Source organism: Nodosilinea sp. FACHB-131, from assembly GCF_014695395.1.
Lineage (GTDB): Bacteria > Cyanobacteriota > Cyanobacteriia > Phormidesmidales > Phormidesmidaceae > Nodosilinea.
In genome coordinates this window covers 1-23,022 of the sequence record NZ_JACJOF010000041.1, presented here as the reverse complement: position 1 = coordinate 23,022, position 23,022 = coordinate 1, and the positions used below count along the sequence as shown (strand labels likewise).

General features: G+C 51.7%; 17 protein-coding genes and 1 pseudogene. 7 read left to right on the top strand and 11 right to left on the bottom strand.

From position 1 onward, the window contains the following. Window positions 1–305 precede the first annotated feature (305 nt). A complete protein-coding gene (locus H6F75_RS26590; RefSeq protein ID WP_190756224.1) occupies window positions 306–1,949 on the top strand; it encodes a hypothetical protein in 1,644 nt (547 codons plus the stop codon). Between the two features lie 218 nt (window positions 1,950–2,167). Here the strand turns inward: H6F75_RS26590 and H6F75_RS26585 are convergent, their stop codons facing one another. Continuing rightward, window positions 2,168–3,223, bottom strand: coding sequence for a PDDEXK nuclease domain-containing protein (locus H6F75_RS26585; protein ID WP_190756222.1), 1,056 nt, complete (start codon window positions 3,221–3,223; stop codon window positions 2,168–2,170). Between the two features lie 350 nt (window positions 3,224–3,573). Here H6F75_RS26585 and H6F75_RS26580 point away from each other — a divergent pair, with 350 nt between their 5' ends. The 5 genes from H6F75_RS26580 (at window position 3,574) to H6F75_RS26560 (ending at window position 7,246) form a co-directional block, all read left to right on the top strand. Further along, window positions 3,574–4,344, top strand: coding sequence for a ParA family protein (locus H6F75_RS26580; protein ID WP_190756220.1), 771 nt, complete (start codon window positions 3,574–3,576; stop codon window positions 4,342–4,344). Between the two features lie 116 nt (window positions 4,345–4,460). Then, window positions 4,461–4,820, top strand: coding sequence for a hypothetical protein (locus tag H6F75_RS26575; protein WP_190756218.1), 360 nt, complete (start codon window positions 4,461–4,463; stop codon window positions 4,818–4,820). Window positions 4,821–5,131: 311 nt separating this feature from the next. Further along, window positions 5,132–5,680, top strand: coding sequence for a tyrosine-type recombinase/integrase (locus H6F75_RS26570; RefSeq protein ID WP_190756216.1), 549 nt, complete (start codon window positions 5,132–5,134; stop codon window positions 5,678–5,680). Between the two features lie 252 nt (window positions 5,681–5,932). After that, window positions 5,933–6,550 carry a GNAT family N-acetyltransferase gene (locus tag H6F75_RS26565; protein ID WP_199304156.1) on the top strand — a complete coding sequence of 206 codons (618 nt, stop codon included), beginning with the start codon at window positions 5,933–5,935 and terminating at the stop codon, window positions 6,548–6,550. A gap of 129 nt (window positions 6,551–6,679) precedes the next feature. Further along, complete coding sequence (locus H6F75_RS26560) at window positions 6,680–7,246, top strand: GNAT family N-acetyltransferase (RefSeq protein WP_199304155.1); 567 nt, start codon at window positions 6,680–6,682, stop codon at window positions 7,244–7,246. A gap of 427 nt (window positions 7,247–7,673) precedes the next feature. Here the strand turns inward: H6F75_RS26560 and H6F75_RS26555 are convergent, their stop codons facing one another. The 8 genes from H6F75_RS26555 to H6F75_RS26520 form a co-directional block, all read right to left on the bottom strand. Continuing rightward, on the bottom strand, window positions 7,674–8,216 hold the full coding sequence (locus H6F75_RS26555) for a DUF456 family protein (protein ID WP_190756214.1): 543 nt from the start codon (window positions 8,214–8,216) through the stop codon (window positions 7,674–7,676). 17 nt (window positions 8,217–8,233) lie between these two features. Next, window positions 8,234–9,085 (bottom strand): M48 family metalloprotease, encoded by an 852-nt coding sequence (locus H6F75_RS26550; protein ID WP_190756212.1) that lies wholly within the window; start codon window positions 9,083–9,085, stop codon window positions 8,234–8,236. A 372-nt stretch (window positions 9,086–9,457) separates the two neighbouring features. Next, window positions 9,458–10,282 carry an AIM24 family protein gene (locus H6F75_RS26545; protein ID WP_190756210.1) on the bottom strand — a complete coding sequence of 275 codons (825 nt, stop codon included), beginning with the start codon at window positions 10,280–10,282 and terminating at the stop codon, window positions 9,458–9,460. A 328-nt stretch (window positions 10,283–10,610) separates the two neighbouring features. Continuing rightward, on the bottom strand, window positions 10,611–11,243 hold the full coding sequence (locus H6F75_RS26540; protein WP_199304154.1) for a GNAT family N-acetyltransferase: 633 nt from the start codon (window positions 11,241–11,243) through the stop codon (window positions 10,611–10,613). A gap of 62 nt (window positions 11,244–11,305) precedes the next feature. Continuing rightward, on the bottom strand, window positions 11,306–13,009 hold the full coding sequence (locus tag H6F75_RS26535) for an ankyrin repeat domain-containing protein (RefSeq protein WP_199304153.1): 1,704 nt from the start codon (window positions 13,007–13,009) through the stop codon (window positions 11,306–11,308). Window positions 13,010–13,567: 558 nt separating this feature from the next. Then, the gene (locus H6F75_RS26530; RefSeq protein WP_242020376.1) at window positions 13,568–17,779 is read right to left on the bottom strand and encodes an ATP-binding protein; all 4,212 of its coding nucleotides are present in this window, start codon (window positions 17,777–17,779) and stop codon (window positions 13,568–13,570) included. Window positions 17,780–17,946: 167 nt separating this feature from the next. Next, window positions 17,947–18,189, bottom strand: a complete 243-nt coding sequence (locus H6F75_RS26525) for a helix-turn-helix transcriptional regulator (RefSeq protein WP_190756206.1) — start codon at window positions 18,187–18,189, stop codon at window positions 17,947–17,949. A gap of 640 nt (window positions 18,190–18,829) precedes the next feature. Then, a complete protein-coding gene (locus H6F75_RS26520) occupies window positions 18,830–20,758 on the bottom strand; it encodes a bifunctional diguanylate cyclase/phosphodiesterase (protein WP_190756203.1) in 1,929 nt (642 codons plus the stop codon). A gap of 382 nt (window positions 20,759–21,140) precedes the next feature. Here H6F75_RS26520 and H6F75_RS26515 point away from each other — a divergent pair, with 382 nt between their 5' ends. Next, window positions 21,141–21,308, top strand: coding sequence for a hypothetical protein (locus tag H6F75_RS26515; protein ID WP_190756201.1), 168 nt, complete (start codon window positions 21,141–21,143; stop codon window positions 21,306–21,308). Window positions 21,309–21,744: 436 nt separating this feature from the next. Here the strand turns inward: H6F75_RS26515 and H6F75_RS26510 are convergent, their stop codons facing one another. Together H6F75_RS26510 and H6F75_RS27915 are read right to left on the bottom strand one after the other, a co-directional pair. Continuing rightward, a complete protein-coding gene (locus H6F75_RS26510; RefSeq protein WP_190756199.1) occupies window positions 21,745–21,954 on the bottom strand; it encodes a hypothetical protein in 210 nt (69 codons plus the stop codon). 858 nt (window positions 21,955–22,812) lie between these two features. Next, a pseudogene (locus H6F75_RS27915) lies at window positions 22,813–23,022 on the bottom strand (hypothetical protein); the annotation flags it as partial.

Below are 23,022 nucleotides of genomic sequence, written 5' to 3'. Positions count from 1 at the left end.
AACACTCATGAAGCCCAATTTTTAGCGTTTGCCTTGCCCGGCTTAGACACCTGTACTATGATCCGGCCATGATTGACGCTCCGCTGGGTTGACCCCCTGGCGATCGCGTTAATCAGTGTTAAGCGTCCTGACCAGACCCTTAATAGGCAAAAAGAACCGGCAGCACATGCCACCGGCTCTTTAAAAAGCGAAAACCCGAGAGGACCAGTTCCCGAGCCACGCCTAAATTCCTTATGCGGCTATGGTAACACCGGATCTCTCTCGGGGCAATACTCATTGCTCTTTTTTAGGAGAGAGAAGACCCCATGACCGCATCTATAGGATGGGGCGAGGAGTCGCGTAAGGCTCCCCGTTCTGAACCCCTCCCCGCTGACCCCACGGGCCAGCGGCTATGTGAAATCTTTGGCCACTATCCCTGGAACTTCATCCGCGCCGACCTGCCGGATGACGCCACCGCTAAAGCTGCCTGGACGACTGTTAAAGACTATCCGCTGCGGCCCCGCGTTCTCTGGAACCACTGGCAAGACGCCAACCAGCTGCTCGGCGTTCGCTTTACCCACGACACCCGCTACGCCCTGCTCGACCTCGATGCCGGCGGCGACTACTGCTCCGCTGATGGGGTGGCCCAGATTCGGGCTGCCCTAGAGACCATTGGCATCACCCGCACCCTGCTGCTGCGCTCTAGCTGGAGTGGGGGCCTGCACCTGTATCTTCCCTTTGCCGAGCTGGTTAATACCTTTAACCTGGCCGTTGCCCTCAAAGAATGCCTCAAAGCACAAGGATTTCGGCTTCAGGCCGGGCAGCTCGAAATCTTCCCCAACGTCAAAGCCTACGGCGTTCAGACCTTCATCGAATACATGGGGCACCGGCTGCCCCTCCAGCCCGGCAGCGGCTCTTGCCTGCTCGACGATGACCTCAACCCCATCGGCGACAGCTTGGCCCGGTTCTTTTGGCTCTGGGATGGTGCAGCCAGCCACCAAGACATGGATACCCTGCGCCATGCGATGAAAATTGGCCGGGATAACCACCGCAAGCGGCCCAAGCGTCGCAGCCACCCCGTCGAGAGCTGGCGGCACGACCTCGACCTCGAAATCACCGAAGGCTGGACCGCCTATGGGCAGACCAACCACCTGCTCAAAACCATCGCCTGCTACGGCCGTGTCTTCGAAGGCCTCCAGGGCCAAGCCCTGATCAACTACACCCTGCGCATCGCCCTACATTGTCCCGGTTACGAGCAATACTGCCGCCACCAGCACGACATCAAGCGCAAAGTCGTCGCCTGGGCCAAAGCTGTCGAGGGCTACTACTGGCCCTTGGGCACCACCCCTACTCGTGACACCAGCCACCCCAAGAACAACCTAGTGCCCTTCAACCAGCGGCAGACCGAAGACGCCCAGCACCGCATCTGCGCTGCTTACACCAACCTGGAGCAGGCTGGAGAGCTACCCGAGCAGATTACGGCGAGAGCCAAGGCGATCGCCCAAAGAGCCAGAGTTAGCCACCAGACCCTCTACAAGCACCTCCGCCTTTGGCACCCCGAGCACCAAGAGGGTGTAATTGCCCTAACAGCAAGCTTTCTAGCCCGTGAAGAGGTGAGAGCTGAAGCGATGTCACAACCGCTAGAACCCCCAGAAAGCAAGGAATTACACCCCTTAGAGAGAGATATGAAGGGTAAGGCGCTTTGCGCTGGTGAATTGGGGTCGGATATAAACTCTTTTACTCCGGGAAGGGGGGTGCGGGGGGACGCGTCCTCTTTTCCACAGGAAGCTGAGCCTGCAGCTTACGACCCAGCCCTGCATGAGCAGATTCAACACCAGATTAGGCGTCTGGGTTGGTCTGGGGAGGTGATCCGACAATTCATAGCCGATCGATTTGAGGGCCAGCGCTGGTCTGAGCTGACGGACGATGAGCGGTTCCTACTGCTCTATCATCTGCGGGTGGATAGATAAATAGGGTGATTCAAATTAAAGGGTTTACTAAGTACCTCAAACCCTTACCTACAAGTCCTCTCAAGGTGACCTGAATCAGCGTTCTGGCGTTGAGCTTGTTGAGCAGCGACTGGTTATGTCCCCAAGGAATTTGTGCTACGACCCGTAGCAATACTTACTCACAGCAAGAAGCCCGGATTTGGCTTTAGCAAGAAGGGCTATAGGTAAAGCTGCTGGATTCACGGCTCATCTGGCTGATCGTCTCCCAGTTCTTTCACAGCGGCTTCCAACTCCATTTCTAGCTGCTCTGCAGTCGGCAAGCTTTCCTGTAGTTGTTTGGATAGCTTGTGGGTCGACACGGCAATCGGCGTGTTGACGTTACGTAGGGCGTATTCAGCAATCGTCTTATTCTTCGACTTGCACAGGATGATACCGATCGTTGGATTATCGTGTTCCTTGCGCAGTTGGTCATCCACTGCCGAGACATAGAGGTTCATTTTGCCGGAATACTCGGCCTTGAACTCACCTACTTTGAGATCAATGATGATGAAGCAGCGCAGTTCCAGATGGTAGAACAGCAGGTCGAGATAGAAATCTTCGCCACCGATGTTGAGATAGTATTGGCTGCCAACAAACGCGAAGCCAACTCCCAGCTCCATGAGGAAGTCCCGGATATGAGCGACCAGGGCGTTCTCCAGTTCCCGTTCCTGAAACTTCTTGCCCAGAGGCAGAAACTCCAGATGATAGGGATCCTTGATTAGCTGTTGCATTAGATCGGACTGAGGCGAGGGTAAGGTGCGCTCAAAGTTCGTGATCGCACCACCCTGGCGTTGAAACAGGCCGCTCTCGATTTGTAGTATCAGCACGTTGCGACTCCAGCCGTTTTCAACGGTTTGCTGGATGTACCAAAGACGCTCGGTAGGAGTTTTAACCTTTTCGAGAATGACGCAATTATGCTTCCACGGAATTTGTCCACCAGCCTGGTGGACAAATTGCTCGTCAGGCCATGCTTCCGCGAAAGCCCTCATATACATGAGGTTTGAGCGCGAGAAACCCTTCATGTCGGGAAACTCTCGCTTTAGGTCTTGAGCCAGGCGCTCAATAACCTTACCGCCCCAACCTTCTGCCTGCTGCCGTGCGAGAACTTCACGACCTATCTGCCAATAGAGGAGGATTAGTTCTCTGTTAACTGCCAGGACTGCCTTAACCTGCGCTGACCGGATCCGCTTCTTCAGTCCATTAAGCAGGGCAAAGTAATTTTCGTCTTCAGGAAACAGGGCAGGAGGTTGAGGCATAAAGCAGTGGTCATTTAGTGATCAGTGGCAATAAAAAGACGTAACCAGCACAGAAATTCAGGACTTCTAAGTCTTGCGACCACTGTTCTATGGAGGTTTCAGGAGATACGGCCTATTTTTATACGAATCGGTGCCATACTCCGCCTAACCCATAAAATAGTCATTGTGTAATTATACAATTAAGTAAAAATATAGTTTGACAACTGCTTTAATTTCGACTTGAACGAGCTTCACTTGTTAATTCTTATTCTATAAGGGCTTGAGCCCTGTTGAGGCTCGCTATACTCATGGCTAATTTATCTGTTATATCCTTAGCTAATTGTGTAATTGTGTAATTAGGTGATGAGCTCATGCTGACACTCGCGTCTCTTTCGCTATCAGGGGGGCAGGGTAAGACCACGGTGGCTGTCCTACTAAGCAAGTACCTTGCTCGTGCTGGCTATACCGTGCTTGTAGTAGATGCAGACCCCCAGAGCAACATGACCACGTTTTTACAGCATGAGGTTGCAGCCGATCAGCCAACCCTGCTAGAGCTTTATCGCAAACAGGTAAGCCTGGAAGATGCAACCTATCCGACAGCAACCAAAAACCTCTTCCTCATTCCATCCGATGATGGGCTAGATCAAGTTCAGGAGTATTTAGCCAGTTCTGGGGTCGGGGCTCTAGCTTTGGGTAAACGGTTAGAACCCGCCAATGGCTCGTTTGATGTTGTAGTAATTGACTCCCCACCTCAACGTAGCCAGATTTGCAAAAGCATCATTGGGGCTGCGGACCAGATCGTGATTCCCTGTGAAGCTACGGTCAAGGGATATGGTTCACTGATTCGTACAGTGGAGGCTGTGCGCGAATTAACCGAAGATGGTGCTTCTGAAGCAAAAGTTTTAGGCGTGATTCCCTTTCGAGATCGCTGGGTAGGCCGTTCTCGCACCAAAGAGAGTGACATGGTCATTAGGGAAATGGCAGGAGAGATTGGAGAGAACGTGATGCTGCCTTCAATTCGAGAGTCAGAGAAATATAAGCAGGCCATCAGCCAAGGTGTTCTCCTAGAAGATTTGGGCTATCCAGATCTGGCCTATCCCTTTGAATCGTTGATTGATCGTATTCGAGAGGTGCTGAAGTGAGCGATGGACAAGACATGTTGGCTCGTATTAAGTCTCGCAGTCAGCGGCCTAAGGTAGCGCGAGACACATCCCTAACGTCGCCGGCCCAAGGCTCTCAGGCTGTTGACTCAGTGGAGATGGAGCTTTCCCCAGCGGTAGCAGCTGAACCAGTGCATCTCCAGAAGCCCCCCAAAGCGACTGCTGGTCTTTCAGGGGTTGAAACACCTTCCCTGGAAGACCAGCTAACACAGTTAATTCAGGTCGCACCCCGGCGCAACATCCGCCTAGAAGAAAACCTGGATAAGGAAATTGAGCGCTTTGTCCAAGACCAAGATTTGACGATAGAGACGTTGCTAGAGGCTTGTTACCTCATCCTGCAAGAGGATTCTGAACTGAAAACTCGGGTTGTCTCCCAAGCTTCAGAAAGGTTAGCTGAACGTAAAGAAGCGGGCAAGCTGCGCCGGATTTATAGCCAAATGCAAAAGCTCAGAGGGTAAATAAACTAATTACACAATTATATAATTGTGTAATTAGTCATTTGTATAAATATTAAATTTAGCTAGCCGGATGTGGGATAGCGGCGCGCATAGAAATGACTCAGCGCTATTGGAGTTCAATAACTCAGATTCCGTCTCACCATTCCAGCCCTGAGACGCCGCAACGAAAAATCAAGGCTTTCCAGCTGTCTCACCTGAGACGAAAACCGATCGCACGACCCAACACCCGGAAAGCCTTGTAAACTCGTGAATTCTACTATACGAAATGTGAGTACTGTCTAGTAAAGCAAAGCAGGCACACCACGGATCCGATGAGCACTAATGGCCAGGCGAAGGTATTAACTCACGACGAAATTGCCCGGCTGTTTGCGGCAATGGACTCTCCCCGAAATAAAGCCCTGTTCGGCATCCTGCTCTACTGTGGGCTGCGGGTAAGTGAGGCGATCTCACTCCGAGCCAGCGACATTAAGGGCGACGTGCTGGTGCTCCCGGCTAAAGCGACGAAGGGCAAGCTGGCGACTCGGCAGATCGACATCCACCTCAAACTGGCGGTGCTGCTAGTTGAATACGACAACGGTGGGGCTGAGTACCTGTTTCCCGGTCGGCACGGGCGCGGTAGGCTGGCGCGGTCGTCAGCTGATTGGCTGCTCGACCAGGCGCTGGCCTATGCCGGGCTGGACGGGCTAGGTATTAGCACTCACAGCTTCCGGCGCACGGCCTTAACAAATTTGAGTAATGCGGGGGTGCCCCTGCGGGTGATTCAAGAGATCAGCGGCCACCGCAGCTTGGCTAGCTTGCAGCGGTATCTGGAGGTGAGCCCGGAGCAGAAGAAGAAGGCGATCGCAGCCCTGAACTATTAAGCCAGCATGCCACTCATGACTGGGCCTAGGATGCCTGCGATCGCGGGACGCTGGCTTACAGCGGGGTGGCTACTCTCCTAATCGCTTTCACCTGATCATTAGTAGAGCGCCCGACGGCCGATCTCGCTATGAAACCGAATTAGGCCTGGGTTAGTGGAAGGTTGAAGATAGTTGGTGCGATCTTCGGCAGATTTGCCGGGCTGGTTATACTGAATTTTTCTCCTAATCACCCGGATTAGGGAGTTAGGTGGAATGATTTCCTACGATAACGAGTTATGCCTCACGAACCTCTTCGCCGGCACGGCCACGCTGAGGAACACAACTGTCATTCGCACCAAGCTTGCGGCATTTCGACCCGACGGAGTAGAGATGGCGGAAACAGCACGCATCGAGTTTGATCGGACGTTTGACCTCCAAGGTGAACGCATTTATATCAAGCATGCACTGATAGAGGCAGATGAGTATATCTCATTCCTCGCAAGAACTAATCTTGGCCAGCAGTATCCGAAAGAAAGGTTCAATGAACGCATCCGCGTACTTGTCAAGAGCGTCCAAGTCAGCCTGATTGCGCGCAACATAGATGATGAAGTTGTCGGAGTATGCTTTGGCTTAACTGACTTTGCATACTGGCTCTTCTTAACAGACCTCGGAATTGATAGACGCTACGAACGTAGAGGTATCGGAAAACTGCTCGTGGAATCAGCACATGAGCTTGCCGGCGGAGAGAAGGAGATAGTCTTGTTCGCCAACGTGAATGACGAAGCTATTCCCTTCTACAATAAACTGGGTATGAAACAGTGTTCAGACATATTTGCGAAGTGGAACATCGAGTGGACTTCATTTGAAGTCGGGAAGGACACTCTTCCATGACTCAGAAAGTTATCGAAATAACCGCCACGTGAGGCCTAATCCGGCGCTCAAGCGGAGTTCTAACGGCATGGGCCCGATAGCTCTACGTTAGCCCTTAAGTCATCGGTTGGGAAAAAGTTTGTAGAGGCCATGATGGAGACACAAGAGTTAATCAAACTATTCCCCCAGCTTGAGACCGAAAGGCTTTGCTTGCGCCAATTATCTCCATCAGATGCAAAGGATGTTTTTGAAGTCTTTTCTGATGATGAAGTAACTAAGTACTATGACCTGGCGACATTTACCTCCGTTGAGCGAGCTGAGCAATTTATAAGCCGGATGAACGAAAAGTTTGCAACAAATGAAGGTATCCGATGGGCGATCGCATTAAAGTCTACTAATCGTTTGATTGGTACTTGTGGTTATAATGCTGTTCACTTAGGTAGTAGACGTGCAATTATAGGCTACGAGTTAAGGCGGGATCATTGGGGGCAGGGGTATATGCCAGAAGCGCTCCATGCAATGATTGAATACGGATTTGTAAAACTTCACCTTAATCGGCTCGAAGCGTTTGTTATCCCTGGTAATGAACAGTCATTCCAAGTACTTAGAAAATTGAGGTTTTTCGAGGAGGGTATTTTGAGAGAATATGGCTTCTGGAAAGATCAGTTTTGGGATATGCGATGTTTCTCTTTATTGAAGCGAGAATGGCAAAACTGATAAATAACCTCTTGCTCAGCGGCGGACTAAGAACGCCCATGTACACCGACTAGGCCCCAAAGTAGCGAGTCTGCGATTTGGGGCAATTTAGTTCCTTTGTATTGACTGGATAGCTGCGCGCGCAGGCAACTATTCCTCCTTCACTCGCTAGTACGGGTCGTGTGATTTCAGCACATTTGTCTATTTCGGACGAATATATTTGGGCGTTGCTGGATGAGTGTATGACTCGTCAAAATTGCCCCACCCTGCGGACAGCAAGCTACACCCTAGCCCTCTCCCCAAAGGAGAGGGAACAAGACGTTCGGCTCCCTTCTTCCGTTGGGAGAAGGGCTGGGGATGTATAGCTTGCTCTTCCCGCAGGGTGGGGTAATCATGCCTGGAATCAGCAACGCCAGTAGCTGAAGACCGTGAACATTAAGTAAAAGCACTATGGCAGACTTGCTACCAGGGGCCAGGTGCTCAGAACAAAGACAATAACGGCTACAATTGCCAGGAGTCCGTCAATTAAGTTGCCTAGCAGAGAGCCGACTACCGTGCCTAGGCTAGCTTTCAGGGCAACTTTAGCTTTAGACTCCCCGTCGCGCTCTTTTCGGGTCAGGTATTCTCCTAAAAAGGCTCCTATAAAGGGACCAATCAGGATTCCTAAGATGGGGCCGCCTAGCGGCAAGGCAGGCAGCAGTCCCACAATTCCAACCACTAGGCCAATCAATGCCCCGAGCTGGCCCCACTTGCTAGCCCCAAACTGCTTAGCGCCCCAGTAGGCCGCTAAGAACTCAATAGCGGCACTGGCAATCAGCATGGCAAACACAATCAAGATGGGCCAGCCAATCCCTGCGAACTGGGTGATGACTGACCAAATCAAAATTGCCAACAGAATCAGGCTCGATCCTGGCATGCCAGGAATCAGTTCACCCACAGCCCCCAGAGCCATAACCCCCACAAGAATCCAATACAGCTGTACGTAGTCCATATTTTGACCTCACGGAGTTAGCTTAAACGGGGCGGCACGGTTTCAGAAAAGTTCTGTTGGCCCTCCTCTAAAGCTGGGGGCACTCCCTGGGGATAGGTTTCTTGAATGAGCGCCTCTAAACGTTCAACTCGGTTGCCCGGATTGGGGTGGCTGCTGAGAAACTCTGGCGGTCGGCCCCCTTCACTCGCCTGATCTAAAATCTCCATCAGCTCCACCAGTCCCTCGGGGTTGTACTCGGCGGCCGTCATGAAGTCAAAGCCCAAGCGATCGCTTTCTAGCTCATCCTGCCGCCCATAGTTCAGATTGATGAGCTGATTCACGGCCTGAGCAATCATCGCTGCCTGCTGACCGCTGGTGGGATCATCGCTGGCCGCTACCCCAACCGCGTTGACTAAAGCCACCCCTAGCTGCCGCCGGGCCAGGTGCTCTGAGCCATGGCGGGCAATGACGTGGCCAATCTCATGGCCCAACACCCCTGCTAACTGAGATTCTGCGGTTAGCTGGCGGAGCAGACCAGTGGTGACAAAAATTTGTCCTCCCGGCAAAGCTAGGGCATTGACGGTGTCGGGGTCATTCAACAGGTAAAACTCAAAAGGGTAGGGCGATTGGGCCGCAGCGGAACGGCTCACCACCTGTTGGCCCACCTGATCCACATAGCTCTGCAAGACCGGATCTGCGTGCAGTCCGCCAAACGATTGCACCACTTCCTGGCTGCCCTGCTGGCCTAAAACAACCTCTTCTTGAGGGGTTAACGCGACGCGCTGGCGTTCTCCTGTGATTGGATTTTCTGACACGGTTGTGACGTAGTTGAACAGCCCAAAGAGGGCAAACAGCACCCCTATAGCTAGACGAACCAGCAACTTAATCACAACAATTACCCCTCTCGACCATGCCGACAATACCGGCAATTAACCCTTTTGTCCTCTGGCGCTAGGCTGATACACGCAGTTCACTAGGGCCGACAGCTTTTGCTCAGTCAGGCTCAAATAATGATGATTAGCGGCATTGGGCTAGTCAAGAGCCCAGCCACAATACCGCTCGGTTAGCAAGCACCCAACATCTGCCGAGCGATCGCTTTGCCACCAATCGGCAGGTAATTCAGCGCATTAATTATGCGGCATTGCTGAACATGAAGATGAAGGGGCGTAGGGGCGAACGGTTGTTCGCCCTCTTAGAAAGCATTGCGATCGAGGAATCATATTTCAATTCAGCAACGCCCAAGATTGCGATCGCACTTATGTTTATCGAGTGGCTAGCATCGTTGGAGCGGCGGCTGGAAAGCTCATGCGATCGTACACTGGCTGAGTGGGAGCAACCCACACTTTGCCAGTTCCTTGAAATGTTTGCAGCACCCCTTCCCCGCTGGTAATGGCTCCTAAAAACGAATTAGAAGCTCGCTCGACGCTGAATCGTACGCCTTCAGTACGCAGCAGGGCAAATGAACCGTCTACCTGAAGCGTTTCGTTATTGAGCGACAGGGAAAGAATTTCAGATTGAGGAACGGGAATGCGAAAGACGACAATGCCTGCACCGCTGACTTTGGTTTGATAGCGACCTTCTCCGCCTGCCACTCGTGCCGAGAAGCTCTCGACTTTGTGTGCCTCGACTTTTATTGCATCTTCGCAGCAGCAAAACAAACCTTGATCGGCGTACAGCGTTTGGTTGTTAAGCTGCATCAGCCAGTAGTGCCCAAAGGTTGGCTCCAGATAAATTTCGCCTGTGCCTCGGTAGAGCGGCTTGAAAATGGTTTCTCCTGTACGGGCAGCGGCGATTGCGCCTTTCATGAAGCTACCAACGCCACTGCCTGCGCCCGTCGAACTTTCCATGCTGATCCGACCTTTGAGGAATTGCAGCGCTCCAGGTTCAGTGCGAACGGCATCGTTGTCGAGGCGGATACGCAACTGTCGCAGATGTACTCCCGCCCGATTAAGCGTGTAAAGCTGCTCAGCAATGGCAAAGTTTTCGCTGCCTGCCAGTGGCTTGTATTCTAAAAGCTCGATGGTCGTGCCACCGCGCGAGACGGTTTGCGTGACTTGGAAAGGAAGATTCGATTCAGGAGTGCTCATTGGTTACCTTAGCAATGCGATAGGTTTGTTGCTCACATATTCAGAATAGGGTTGTTATTTTTATTTGTCAGTCATTTTGGTTGTGGCTACACCTCATAATCAAAGGTGCGTCATGACGCACCCTACAAGGTTGCGATCGCACTATAAAATCGACGCTCGCACTTACCACACAGGCTATTTTTCAATAGCCAAATCTTGAATACTCCTCAAGAATTCTGCAAGGGCTATCAAAACCCGAAGCGCAAACAGGTTAACGACCAAGTTTGGCGGTGGTAAGTAATCTTGAATTCCGTACAAAGAGTTTGATTTCATCCGCTCCAACGTAGGGTTAGCCTGCTTTGTGCAGTAACCAATCTTCTCTTCTTAACTCGAATGTTTGCTCAATACACAATTCTCCCTTGAACTCCACCTCATCCGATCGCACTAAATGCATTCCCAAGCGTCTAAGCAAATTAATAGACGGTTCATTTCGCATATCAGTTATACCGACGATCTGGCTAATGTATCCAAGTTCAAATATTGAACAAACCAGAGCTTGAACGGCTTCTTGTGCATATCCTTTACCTTGTTCTTCACGAGCCAAAGTAAAACCAATTTCTACGACTGCCGGATTCTCAGTATAAATCTGTATTCCAATGTCACCCAGGAGCAAGTTGGATTGCTTGCGGGCGATCGCGATTTGAAACCATTCACCTGGTATTCCCATTACTGCTGTTTGCATTTCCTTGATGAAGGATTTCGCTTCACTATAAGGTAACATCGACCAACTTTGAAATCGAGCGACTTGATAATCTTGTCGGTAGGAAAGAAAATTATCTAGATCGAGATCTGCAAACCGACGTAGAACCAGTCGCTCAGTTGATTGGGGAAGAAAATTCACTGGAAACAATACACCTTTGCTCCACTGTTGTTGTTTAGCTGATGCTTTGCTCAAGGACTGCTGGCTAACGGCTAGCTTCACCGACGGCAGGACGTCTAGAATGCAACCAAGCGGACTACAAAACCGTCCGGTGCAAGCGTTGGTTAGGCAGCTGTGCGACTCCATCTCAAGTTCGTTAAGTCTAAAGTGTAATCTAATAAGTTTTCAATATATTCCTCATCGTCGCTCATCAAGATAGCAATCTTGCCGCCAGCGATATGTATTTTGTTGGGTTCTTTGTAGCAAGCTTTATGACGACTGATCCATCCGGGTTTATCTCCAGTTGTCTCAATTTTTTCTACCTTAAATGTGTCACAGCGAAGTCGATAAACTAGTGTTTCGTTATAGATTCTTTCACCTTGATAACCTAAATTTCCAATAATGTATATATAGTTTTCAACTAATGTCGCGGTATGGAAGTCAGTTGGAGGGAAAATATCCTTAGCATAACCAAAAATTTTAAAGATGCCGTTACCCTGATGAACTACAACATCGTTATATATACAGAAGTCAGAATCATAAGAGTCTTCATGCTCGCCAGCTATTTCTACAATTCTCCCATCTTGCAACTCTGTAATTGTTCCGCCAAATCGTTGATGACACCACACCGGTTGACTCAAGTTTTCGGTGTCATCAAAGGCAACTCGTGCTGCATAGGCAGTCGTGCCACAACGAACCATTGCCTCCCAAAAATCGACTTTCATTAGTTCTGGATTAGACTTGCCAAATCGTCGATATTTTCCCGTTAAATATTGTTCATGGGATACTTGTGGCAAACCATGATGAATTTCTAGAAGAAGCTGACGAGCCTCATAACCAATATCGCTAAGATCTTCACCAGCTTGAACAAGCATCCTTACAATGTGAAGATTACTAGCCAACTTAATTGCTGCTTCACCTTTGTTGTTGACACGAGATGGATTTGCACCATTCTTGAGAAGGATATCTACACAGTCAGTAGCATTGCATTCTGCTGCCACCATGAGAGGGGTAGTACCAAAGTCATCCGTAGCTTCAATATCAAATCCTTCTTCAATCAACCATTCTAGGATGTTGGCTCTATTATGTGTGATAGGGTACATCAGTGGTGCTTTCCCACAAGGTCCCCGATCGCTTCGATCTGCTCCTGACAGAAGGAGAAACTTTGCTTTCTTCAAGTCGCCTACTTGAAGGCTTAAGAGCCAAGGTGTTCTGTCCCAATAGTCACGCGCGCAAAGATCAGCACCTTGAGCAATTAACGCCTTTACTCCGTCTAAACTTCCTAGGGCAATTTCATACATTAACTTAGTCCATTCTAGTTGAGTAGGATCCGCACCTGCTGCTAGTAAAACCTTGACAGCATCAAATCTCCCTGCTCCTGAGGCACCTCCAAGTGCAGACTCTCCATAACTGCTGACACCACTGACTTTGGCACCTCTCTCAATTAACAAATTTAAAACTGGTATTAAGTTCTCATCGTTTGAGATGTCTCGACCATGCATAGTATCAATCAGCGCATCATAGCCACCTGGTCTTTGGTAGTGAATGTTTGAGCTAACATCTAGAAGGAACCGAATCTTATCTAAGTTTCCTGCATACAGTGCTAAGCTAAGCACTGTATCTTGAGATTCCCCCCCAACTGCGTTGACATCAGCACCGCTATCTACAAGAAATAGAACCATATGGATGTCTGCATCTGCACTAGCTACTGCACACATTAATGGGGTCTGCAAAGAATATGCTTCTACAGCATTAACATCAACGCCGCTAGCTATCTGCTGCGCTACTCCTGTGAAATCTCCCCGTTTTACGTAATCATGAATCTGCATAATTTTAATTAGGGCTTAGTTAAAGAATAATTAGAAAATACGCCTAACTCATTATTAGAGAGAAAATTCTTGTCTAATATCCCTACAGGGGTGATTAGGTGGAAAATTGTCAGCCTAATCCGCCTCCAGGGGGAATTAGATGGAAAATCGTCTGCCTAATTGCCTCATAAGGGTGATTAGGCAGAAAAAATTCAGTATAGCCAGCCCTTCAAATCCAGCCGCGATCGCACCAATTATCTTTACCTTCACATCAACCCGGGACTATTTCGGTCTAATGGAAGGAAAGCTAAGACCCCGACACCTGGGAGGAACCTCGATCAGGCTGCTCTGTGGCCCAGGATAGTTGCCCCGCGCCGCAGAGCAGCATCACGAGCTCGCGGCAGCTCTTTCGTGAAACGTTCCAAAATTTGTCGACATTGCACTCAGCTATGTCAGCCCCCCTGTGGATTAGTTATGCGCGCAGGCAACTAGCCGAGACTACCCTGTCTTTACTTGACACTCGCAGCTCGAGCTAGTAGAGCGAGCCAAAGTGGCACCGCTTGTGACGAGGCACAGTTTCTACACTCGCTTGGGCTTGAGCAGGGTTACAATCTCGCTGACAAATCGTTCTGGTTCCAACGGTTTCGTCAAGTGGGTTTGAAAGCCAACTTCGAGGGCTCTTCTTTGGTCAATATCGGCGGCATAGGCCGTGAGCGCGATCGCTGGCACCGTCCCGCCCTGAGCGGGTAGACGCGAGCGAATCTGCTGCATTAGCCCGTAGCCATCCATCTCTGCCATACCAATATCGCTGACCATGACATCTGGAATAAATTGCTCCAAGGCTCGCAATGCTTCTACACCTGAAGCAACAGCTGTTACGGTTGCCCCGTGCTGCTCTAGCAGGAAAGTCTGAAACTCACGTGTATCGGTATCGTCCTCAACGAGCAAAATTTGCACGTTGTCTAACCGTGTTTCTGAAGCGGATTGAGGCTGGTTTTGTTTAGGGAGGTTTGGCGTTGCCTGCTGCAGGGCTGGTAGCCGCACGATAAAGGTTGCACCTTGATGCTCACCGCTGCTCTCGGCCGCTACTGTACCGCCGTGGAGTTCCACAATTTGCCGCACGATCGCTAGACCTAACCCTAGACCGCCAAATTTGCGCGTCGTAGAACCATCTTCTTGCCGAAAATACTCAAACACATGGGGCAGAAATTGCGGACTGATCCCCTTTCCCGTATCGATGACTCGAATTTGGGCCATCGCACGGCTCAAACTGCCTTCGGCAGTAACTTGCCTCAGCTGGACCGTCACCTGCCCGCCATAGTCTGTGAACTTGACCGCATTGGTGAGCAGATTCCAGACGACTTGTTGCAGCCGGGCCGCATCGCCCGAAACCGGAGCAACGTTTGGGTCAAGATCAAGCGTGATTTGAATATTTTTTGCCGTTGCCGCTAACTGCACAGTCTCAACGGCAGCAGCAATGACAAAGGCCAAATTAATTGGAGCCGCTGTTAACGTGAGCTTGCCCTGCATGATGCGGGAGATGTCGAGCAAGTCCTCAATCAATTGTGATTGTAGTTTGGCGTTACGCTCGATCGTGGCTAAGGCCTCCATTTGACGGGCGGGAGTGAGTTTGCCGGTTTGCAGCAACTGGGTCCAACCCAAGATCGGATTCAGAGGTGAGCGCAACTCGTGGGACAGCACGGCGAGAAATTCATCTTTGATGCGGTTCGCTCGTTCTGCTTCTTTGCGTGCGGCCTGTTCGCGTTCTAAAACTTGTCCGCGTTCCGCTTCAGTCTGGCGCTGTTCAAGCAGATCGGCAGCTTGACGCGCTAACAGATCCAGAAAACGGAGTTCTCGTGCAGTCGGACGGTGGTGCTGGCGCCAGTGGGTGGAAACCATACCAATTGGTCTGCCGGAACGGGAGAGCAGTGGCGTGGACTGGGCAGAGCAATAGCCCGCGTTGACATGTACCCGTAAAGCACCACAGGGGTCGGCGCACTCTGGCATATCAAAATCAATGAAGGCGCGGGTACCCCCGAGCAAGGCAAGGCCACAGGAGGTGTTTGAACTGGCATTCACTCGATCAAAATGGTCAGTTACTGTTTGGTCAAAGCCCTGTGATGCAAGCAACACTAGCTCTTGCGTCGCGTTGTCTATGAGCTGAACGGTACCGGCATCAGCGCGTGTCAGCGTGATGGCAGCCGCCATAATTTCGTCGTAAAGCACCTGAATATTGTCTTCAACGATCAGTCGTGCGCTCAAGTCGCGCAAGAGCCGAGTATTTTCAAGGTCAGTGGTGATGATGGCTTCAGCTTGTTTGCGATCGCTAATGTCACGCCCCGTACCTGCCACAGCTTCGACTGCGCCACCTGCATCTAAGAGTGGCACGAAAATGTATTCATAGACCCTTGTACCCGAAGCACTGGTGTAGGATGTTTCGTCTGTGAGCGATTGGCGTGTGGTGATGACCTGTTGAATTTGCTGCTGAAGGCGATCGGCTAATTCGGGTGGATAATCCAGGTCAGAAAAGGTCTTACCGACAATGTCTGCCAATGGTTTTTGCCAGAGGTCAAGCAGCGGTTGGTTGGCATACGTAAACCGCCCTGCCAAATCAAAGGTGTAAATAAAATCAGAGATAGAAGACAATACCCGGTCGAAGCGGTGACGAGCCGCAGCCTGACGCGCTCGCCCCAGTTCCACATTTGCAGCGACTCGTGCCAACAGTTCGCGGGCGCTAAAGGGTTTGACTAGGTAGTCATCAGCTCCGGCACTTAACCCTTCGACTGCCGCTTCTTCTCCAGCACGGGCAGACAGCAACAGAATTGGAATTTCGCGGGTTTGTGGGTTGTGTCGCAATTGCTTAAGCAACTCGAACCCGTCCATCCCGGGCATCATCACATCGCTGAGGACTAAATCGGGAGTTGAAGCGAGGGCAGCGTTAAGTCCGGCTAATCCGTCGGTGAACACCTCAACCTGATAAAACTCGCCCAAGACGCGGTGCAGATAATTTCGCATATCAGCATTGTCATCGATGAGAAAGATGCGAGCGGGTGAGGAAGCCGAGGAAGAGGGGGAGAGGGGGGAGGAAGGCGCATCTACTCTATCGTTCCCGCGCAACCAGCTGGATGCCTCTTGCACATAGGGTGTTGCACCATCCGTCGGTTGAGCTTGAGTGTCGGGATAGTGAATCTCTAAAGCTGAGGCTGCGCCAACGCTCTGTGTGGGCACAACAAGCGTTGAATTGATTGGTAACTGGACTCGAAACGTGCTGCCCTGACCCAGGGTGCTCTTAACTGCGATCGTGCCTTGGTGCAAATGCACCAGTTCTTGCACCAGCGATAGCCCAATCCCAGTGCCCTCAAACGTACGTCCCCGGGCCCCTTCAACTCGATGAAATCGCTCAAATAATCGGGGCAGCTCGGCTTCAGGAATGCCCAGGCCTGTGTCGCGCACGACCAGTTCCACCTGATCGCCCACTGCATGCAGTGAAACCGTAATTTCTCCCTCAAAAGTGAACTTAACCGCATTCGAGAGTAGATTCAGCACAATCTTCTCCCACATATCGCGATCCACAGCTACGGGTTGGGGCAAAGCGGGGCAATCCAGGATCAATCGCAGTCCTGCTTGCTCAATTGCAGACTGAAATAAACTGGTTAATTCAACGGTATAAGTGGCGAGATCTGTGGGTTCAAAACGTGTCTGTGCGCGTCCGGCTTCGATCCGCGAGAAGTCAAGCAGTGTATTGACGAGCTTGAGTAGCCGCTGGGCGTTGCGCTGGGCGAGCGTAATTTGCTCTCGTTCAGCAGGTGGCAACTGGTTACTTTGCAGCACCTCCTCTAGAGGATTGAGCATCAACGTTAAAGGGGTACGAAACTCGTGGCTGACGTTAGAAAAAAAGGCGGTCTTTGCCCGATCAAGTTCGGCTAACATTTCGGCACGACGGCGCTCTTCCTCATACGCCTGGGCATTGCGGATCGATACGGAAACCTGTCCAACTAACAACTCATAGAATGAGCGGTAGCCCTCATCGAGCGCCCGATTGGGATTCACGCCAGCCACCAAAACCCCTAACGGCGCAGTTTGACTTGAGGAGGCAATCGGCATCATCAGAGCGGTGTGAACTGGCTCATTCCACGGACCTCCGGGTACTGTCATGTGGTGATCCAATGCTTCCACTAGAACAGTCTCACCAGCCGCTGCTGGCGCAAACGACCAAAGTGGGTGACGGGTTGCTGAATCAGTCGCTAAATCGATCGAATGGGGACAAAGCTGGTCGTCTACTGTTAAACCTACTGTCCCTTGTAGGGTGAGCGTCCTACCCTCCGACTCTCTTAGATAAAGGAGTGCAAACGGAACGTCTAAGGCATGCGCCGCGATCGCCGTCATCAAATCCTGGCACGTGTCCTGCACACTGCGTGTTTCACCCGCTTGGGCAGCCAGATCTCGCAACAGGCGGAGTCGCCGTTCTCCTAAAACTTGCTGCGTCACCTCGCTACAAACCGCCAGCATGCCCACAATCTGCCCCTCATCATCTTCAGCAGGGGCATGGGAGACGCTAAAGTAAGACTCTTCTCGATACCCGGCGCGTTCTAGAACCAGCGGCAGTGCTGGAGTCCAGTTTGCGACCCCTGTTGCCATGACCCGTTGAATCATGGGTCCGAGCGTATCCCAGGCTTCTGCCAGTGTTTCCCGGATGTCCGTTCCTAAGGCAGCTGGATGCTTATCCCCAATTACCTGGGAGTAAGCATCGTTGTAAAACTGCGTGAACTCGGCTCCCCAAGTCAGCACCATGGGATAGCGCGAGGTGAGTAAGGTCTTGACCAGTGATTTGAGGCTTTGTGACCAAGACTGCGCTGACCCAACGGGTGTTTGCGACCAATCGAGCGATCTCATCAACTCACCCATTTCGCCACCGTTCGCAAAAATGGAGTTGGCAGACTTACGCTGCACTGAACTTGTCATTGCTGCGGTTTCCTAAAGTATTGAGCCAGCAGGTCTGTGCCCTGTTCCCCCATCTGCTGCAGTAGCAATTCGATCTGCTTCAATGCAATTGGCATCGGCTTTGTGCGTCCGTTTTCCCAACGATTCACACTTTGAAAGGAAACTCCCAGCTTTTCAGCAAATTTGACTTGTGAGAGGTCAAGCCGCTGTCGCGTTTCTCGTACCAAGGCTGCCAGTCCTGACTGCTCAATTGCAGGCATAGAAACCTACTATTAAATTGCATTCATAGCTATACCACCTGGTATAGATTCTTCTCTCTATCCAAGGAGATATACTGAGGCCCACAGCTATTATCTCCAAAGAACAGGCACTCCGAAACCAGCTCTTGGAGAACAGATCGTCTCCGCGAAAGAACTAGTTCATTTCGACCGGACCGTCATCGCCGAATAGCGGCCAGAAGAAGCTGGCATCCGTGGGGCCGAGGAAGCTATCGAAGGCGAGGTACAGTTCGGGGGGCAACGGCCCGCCTCGCGACGCCTAACAATCTTATTAGAGAGATAGTTTCCACATGTTGCCCCTATCAAGGTGGATAGGTATAAACCTTCGGGATATCTGCCTCAATTCGCCAAATTGCTGGAAACTTTCCGTATATTATCCGGATCCGGGTGGATAGCTAGAAAGTTTTGCCACATTTTTACTATGGTACGCACCTGATCAAGCCGCTTAATGGCCCAGTCTAGTTGCCCCGCGCCGCAAAGCAGCATCACAATCTCGCGGCAGCTCTTTCGTGAGTACAGGCGTGGGGTAAGCCAGATTGGCTGATTGCGCACGCAGACAACTATCCAACCCACAAGCCTTAGTAGGTTAAGGCCATTGAGCACTCGGCTTATCGATGTCAACTCACCTACTCACTTGACCCCCTGCAGCCAAACACGTCCCCTCCCGTAGCAGCGTCGTCAGGTTCTGCGCCGTCATTGGCCTCGAGAAGAGATAGCCCTGACCGTAGTTATAGTTCAGCCCCAGCATGAGATTGCGCTGCTCGGCATGCTCAATGCCCTCGGCCACCAGGTCAAAGTTAACGCCCTCCGCCAGGTTAGCGATCGCCCGACAGATCGCCACTTTTTCTAAATTTTGAGCGTTGGCGGGAATAAAGTAGCGATCGACTTTGACTTCATCAAAGCGAAACTGCAAGAGCTGGGCCAGACCCGATTGCCCCGTGCCAAAGTCGTCGACCTTGAGCCGCAGCGACATAGCGCGCAGCTCTTGCAGGCTTTGCAGGTAGCGCTCCAGGTTGCTGTAGATGCCCCGCTCGGTGATTTCAATACCAAAGCGGTTGCTGGCAATACCTGCCCCCGCTACCCGCTGCATGATGCGGTCTAAAAAGTCGTCGTCTTCCAGCTCTAGGGGGCTGATATTGATGGAAAGATTGAACTCAGTCGAGATCTCTTGCCACTGGGCTAGCTGCTCTAGGGCGTGGCAAAGCACCCAGTCGCTAATCCGGTGTACCAGCCCCGTTGCCTCGGCCACCGGAATAAACTCCGACGGCGCTACCGAACCCAGATGGGGCGAATCCCATCGAATTAGGGCTTCGGCCCCGACAATGGCGCCAGTTTGCATGTGGCAGATGGGTTGGTAGGCGAGCCAAAACTCCAGCTCACTGCTGCGCTGTTCTAGGTACGCTTCTAGGGTCATTTGGCGCAGCCGTCGTCGAGCCAGGGTGCTATTCCACACCTGTATACGGTGCTGAGGCAAGTTCGAGCGCCGGTTGCGTTTGGCCTCGCGCATAGCGGTCTCGGCGGCTTGCAGCAGTCGGTTAATCGGGGCATCAACGTCAAAGGCGTTGATGGTGCCGCTGGCAACGCCAATAGAGACACTAATGCTGGCTCCTTCAACCTCAATGGCGAGAACATCGCTCAGCACGTCTTCGGCGATCGCAGCCGGGATGGGACAGGGTTCGGTAGAGTCGGCGTTGGGGGCGGGCAGCAGCAGCAAAAATTTGTCGCCGCCGTTGCGCACCGCAATGCCGTTGTGGGTTTGCGCATGGTCTTGCAATACCGTAGCCACGGCCTTGAGCAGCTCATCGCCCAGGTAGTGACCCCGCTGGTCGTTGATCAGCTTGAAGCGATCGAGGTCGATGAAGAGGCACACCTCCCAAGCTTCTATCTCCATCTCCAGCACGCGGCGGTTGTAAAGGCCCGTGAGCGGGTCGTGGATCACACCGCTCACCTCCGTAAAGGTCATGTAGAGCAACTCTGGGGAGAGTGGGGTCACTAGGGTCATGTACCAGCCCGAAATTTCGCCTTTGTACTGGTATTCCAGCCGTTTGGGCTCACCCGACTCAAGGGCTGCCAGGTAAAGGTCGATGAGCGACACCCGATAGGGGTAGACCTGCTGCCGATGAATAGGCATTTTTTCGCAGAGGCGCTCACCTGGCTGGAGCAAGTTTTTGGTGATTGTCGTGGCGGCGGGGTTGAGCTTGAGCACCTTGAGGTCGTCGCCTGTGCGCTCGAACAGCAGCTTGCCGGTGAGGGCCTGCTCCCAGGTGGCCTCTAGCAAGCTAAACGTTTCGCCCAGGTAGCGCAGGCGGGTTTGGCTTCGCAGTAAGGCCACTACCGCCGCCCACGAGATGCCCGCCGTTACCCAGTGCCAGAGGGCGTTGTGCAGGTTCATGGCGCTGAGGGTGTGGCCGATGCCGCAGCTAAAGATGAACATCATCATCAGCAGCAGGTTGAGCCAAATATCGCGCTTGGCCTTGAGCAGCAGCGGCAACAGCGTTAGGGGAATGATGAAATACGCCGCCGCGATCGCGCCATTGGCAACAATCTCCATGCTTAACTCTCTTCTACAACAATGCCCCCTGCTGCTTTTAGCTTGGGCCTTAAGCGGCCAAGCAGGCATAAATGTACTAATTGTTATCTAATTCAGCCGCCGCCCAAAACAAAACCCCCACGGGCCAGCGGTGCCGGTGGGGGTTCACTCTTAGAGTGCTATCTATTGTGATATGGCAATCGCCGCTGTCGGCCTATGGTGCCCCAGGTTAGGAAGGCGATCGCCAGCGGTGCCGGTCGAAGTGGGTTATCCCAAGGTGCGGCAGTTGAGTCTGCTTTAGTGCCCCAGAAAATCTGCCGTTTGGTCGTGGCTGCTCAATAATTACGAGTGTTACCCCATAGTCGGAGAAATCAACCTGACGCTGTACTAAGAAGGGTGGCAAATGATAATCAACGAATTTCGCATTTTGCTAGACGCCTACACTCAAGCTGCGAATGATGGGGACACGGGTACTGCTGAAGCGTTGATGAGAGAACTAGATGGCCTAGTCATGTCATCCCAATACGATCGCATGAAGGCAGAAAAAACTGAGGGATGGGCGGTGGGATAGTGCCTGTTGAGATTCGCCCAATCCTCAAATCACCGCCATGATTACCTAGTCTGAAGAACCACGCATAGGAGTCGGCGCCCTACACCAAAGAGCCATTGATATTATCACGACTAGCACAGGCAACCTTGCGGAACTGGAAGAGCTAGAGGCGTTGTTTGACCAGGCTAGTGGTGAAGAGTCCAAGTTGATTGGCTGGGAAACGGAAGGGTGGCTTGTGGCCCATAGCGACCCTATGATCAAGGCCCACGACCTGGGCTGGGTGAATAGCTAATCGACACTCGAAACAAAACCCCCACCGGCCAGCGGTGCCGGTGGGGGTTGAGACTTGCATCTACGCAAACATGCGATCGCCGCTGTGCGCTTATGGTGCCCCGCTTAGTGGGATCGGCAGCGGGGGATGGGCCAAATAGCCTAGGCGGTAAATGTCTCCCTCGACTCAACCTATTCTCTCAACCCAAAACCACTCATCGCTCGTAAGCTCTTCCGCTTTCCACAAACTTTCCTGCTGGTTGCCTTGCAAGGTCTTCGACCTTACTGTCCAATCGCCGTTGTCATGAACAGCAATTAAAAGGTGATTGTAAAATTCGCCTTTTGGCATTACAAAAGCATCTCCTACGCTAATATCGCTCAACTTTTTCCAAGCCATGACAATTACCTCTTTCTAAAAGCTCTGTTTGTAAGTTCTGCGATCGTCACTTTCATTTACACTCTGTTAATGCCCAAGTCATCAGCCAGTGCCTTACCCGATATATGTCACCGAGCCATCAACTCATTCAGTCGCTACATCGTCGGCATCAAAAAAGTACATATACCAAAGGGCTACACCCGCGACTCATAATTTCTCGCTTTGGCTGCCATAGAGGCAAGTAAATTTGCTCACAGCCCACAACCGAGCAGGCGGGCTTTTCTCTTTCCCCAAGGCCACCCATAGAGCGCATTGAAGACGCATTCGCAAGATCATAGGCATGTGGATCCATCACCACACGCAAGCATTCTCAGCCCACGCTGGCAGAGCTGGCCGACGGTATTAAAGCACTTGGGGCTGCATAGTATGAAAACGTAGACCGCGAGGCAGCAGCACTGGAGGCAGGCGCAAAGCGCAAAGCTGACTTAGACGCCCTCGCCCCGAACGATGAGGGTCGGCATAATGCCGCCGCAAAATCGACACAAGCTTAGCCTCGGGCAAATGCGATGGCCAGTCAGCAAAATTTGGCTCAGCAAAGCTTGATCGAATAGCTGCGCGTGAGACAGATAGGCTAGCTAGGCACGCAGACAACTAATCAACCCACCCTACCCTCAACTCGTTTAAGGCCATTGAACACAAACCTCAACTTGTGCTCGCTTTGGTATTGCTCTGTTCTCATTACAATCCCTTTAATTATGCTCCCTCAAGCGAAGTTGATAGAAGAGGTTCCTAACGCACTCAAAGAGAAACCGTGAACGCTTTTAAGGGAAACATGGATTTTAGTCAGCTGTGTAACACTCCTGATTCAACTGATTGACCCTATAGATGTGCTCGGAGAAGGGGCCTAAGTGACGTAATGGCCCTAATCAGATTTTGAGGCTCAACCGGCTTGGTGACGTGCCGCTGAAAACCAGCAGCTAGCGCCTGCTGCTGATTAAGCTCTCCAGCATAAGCCGTTAGGGCGATCGCGGGAATAGTGCCGCCCTGCTCTGGGGGCAAGAGCCTAACCTGGCTCATCAGCATGTAACC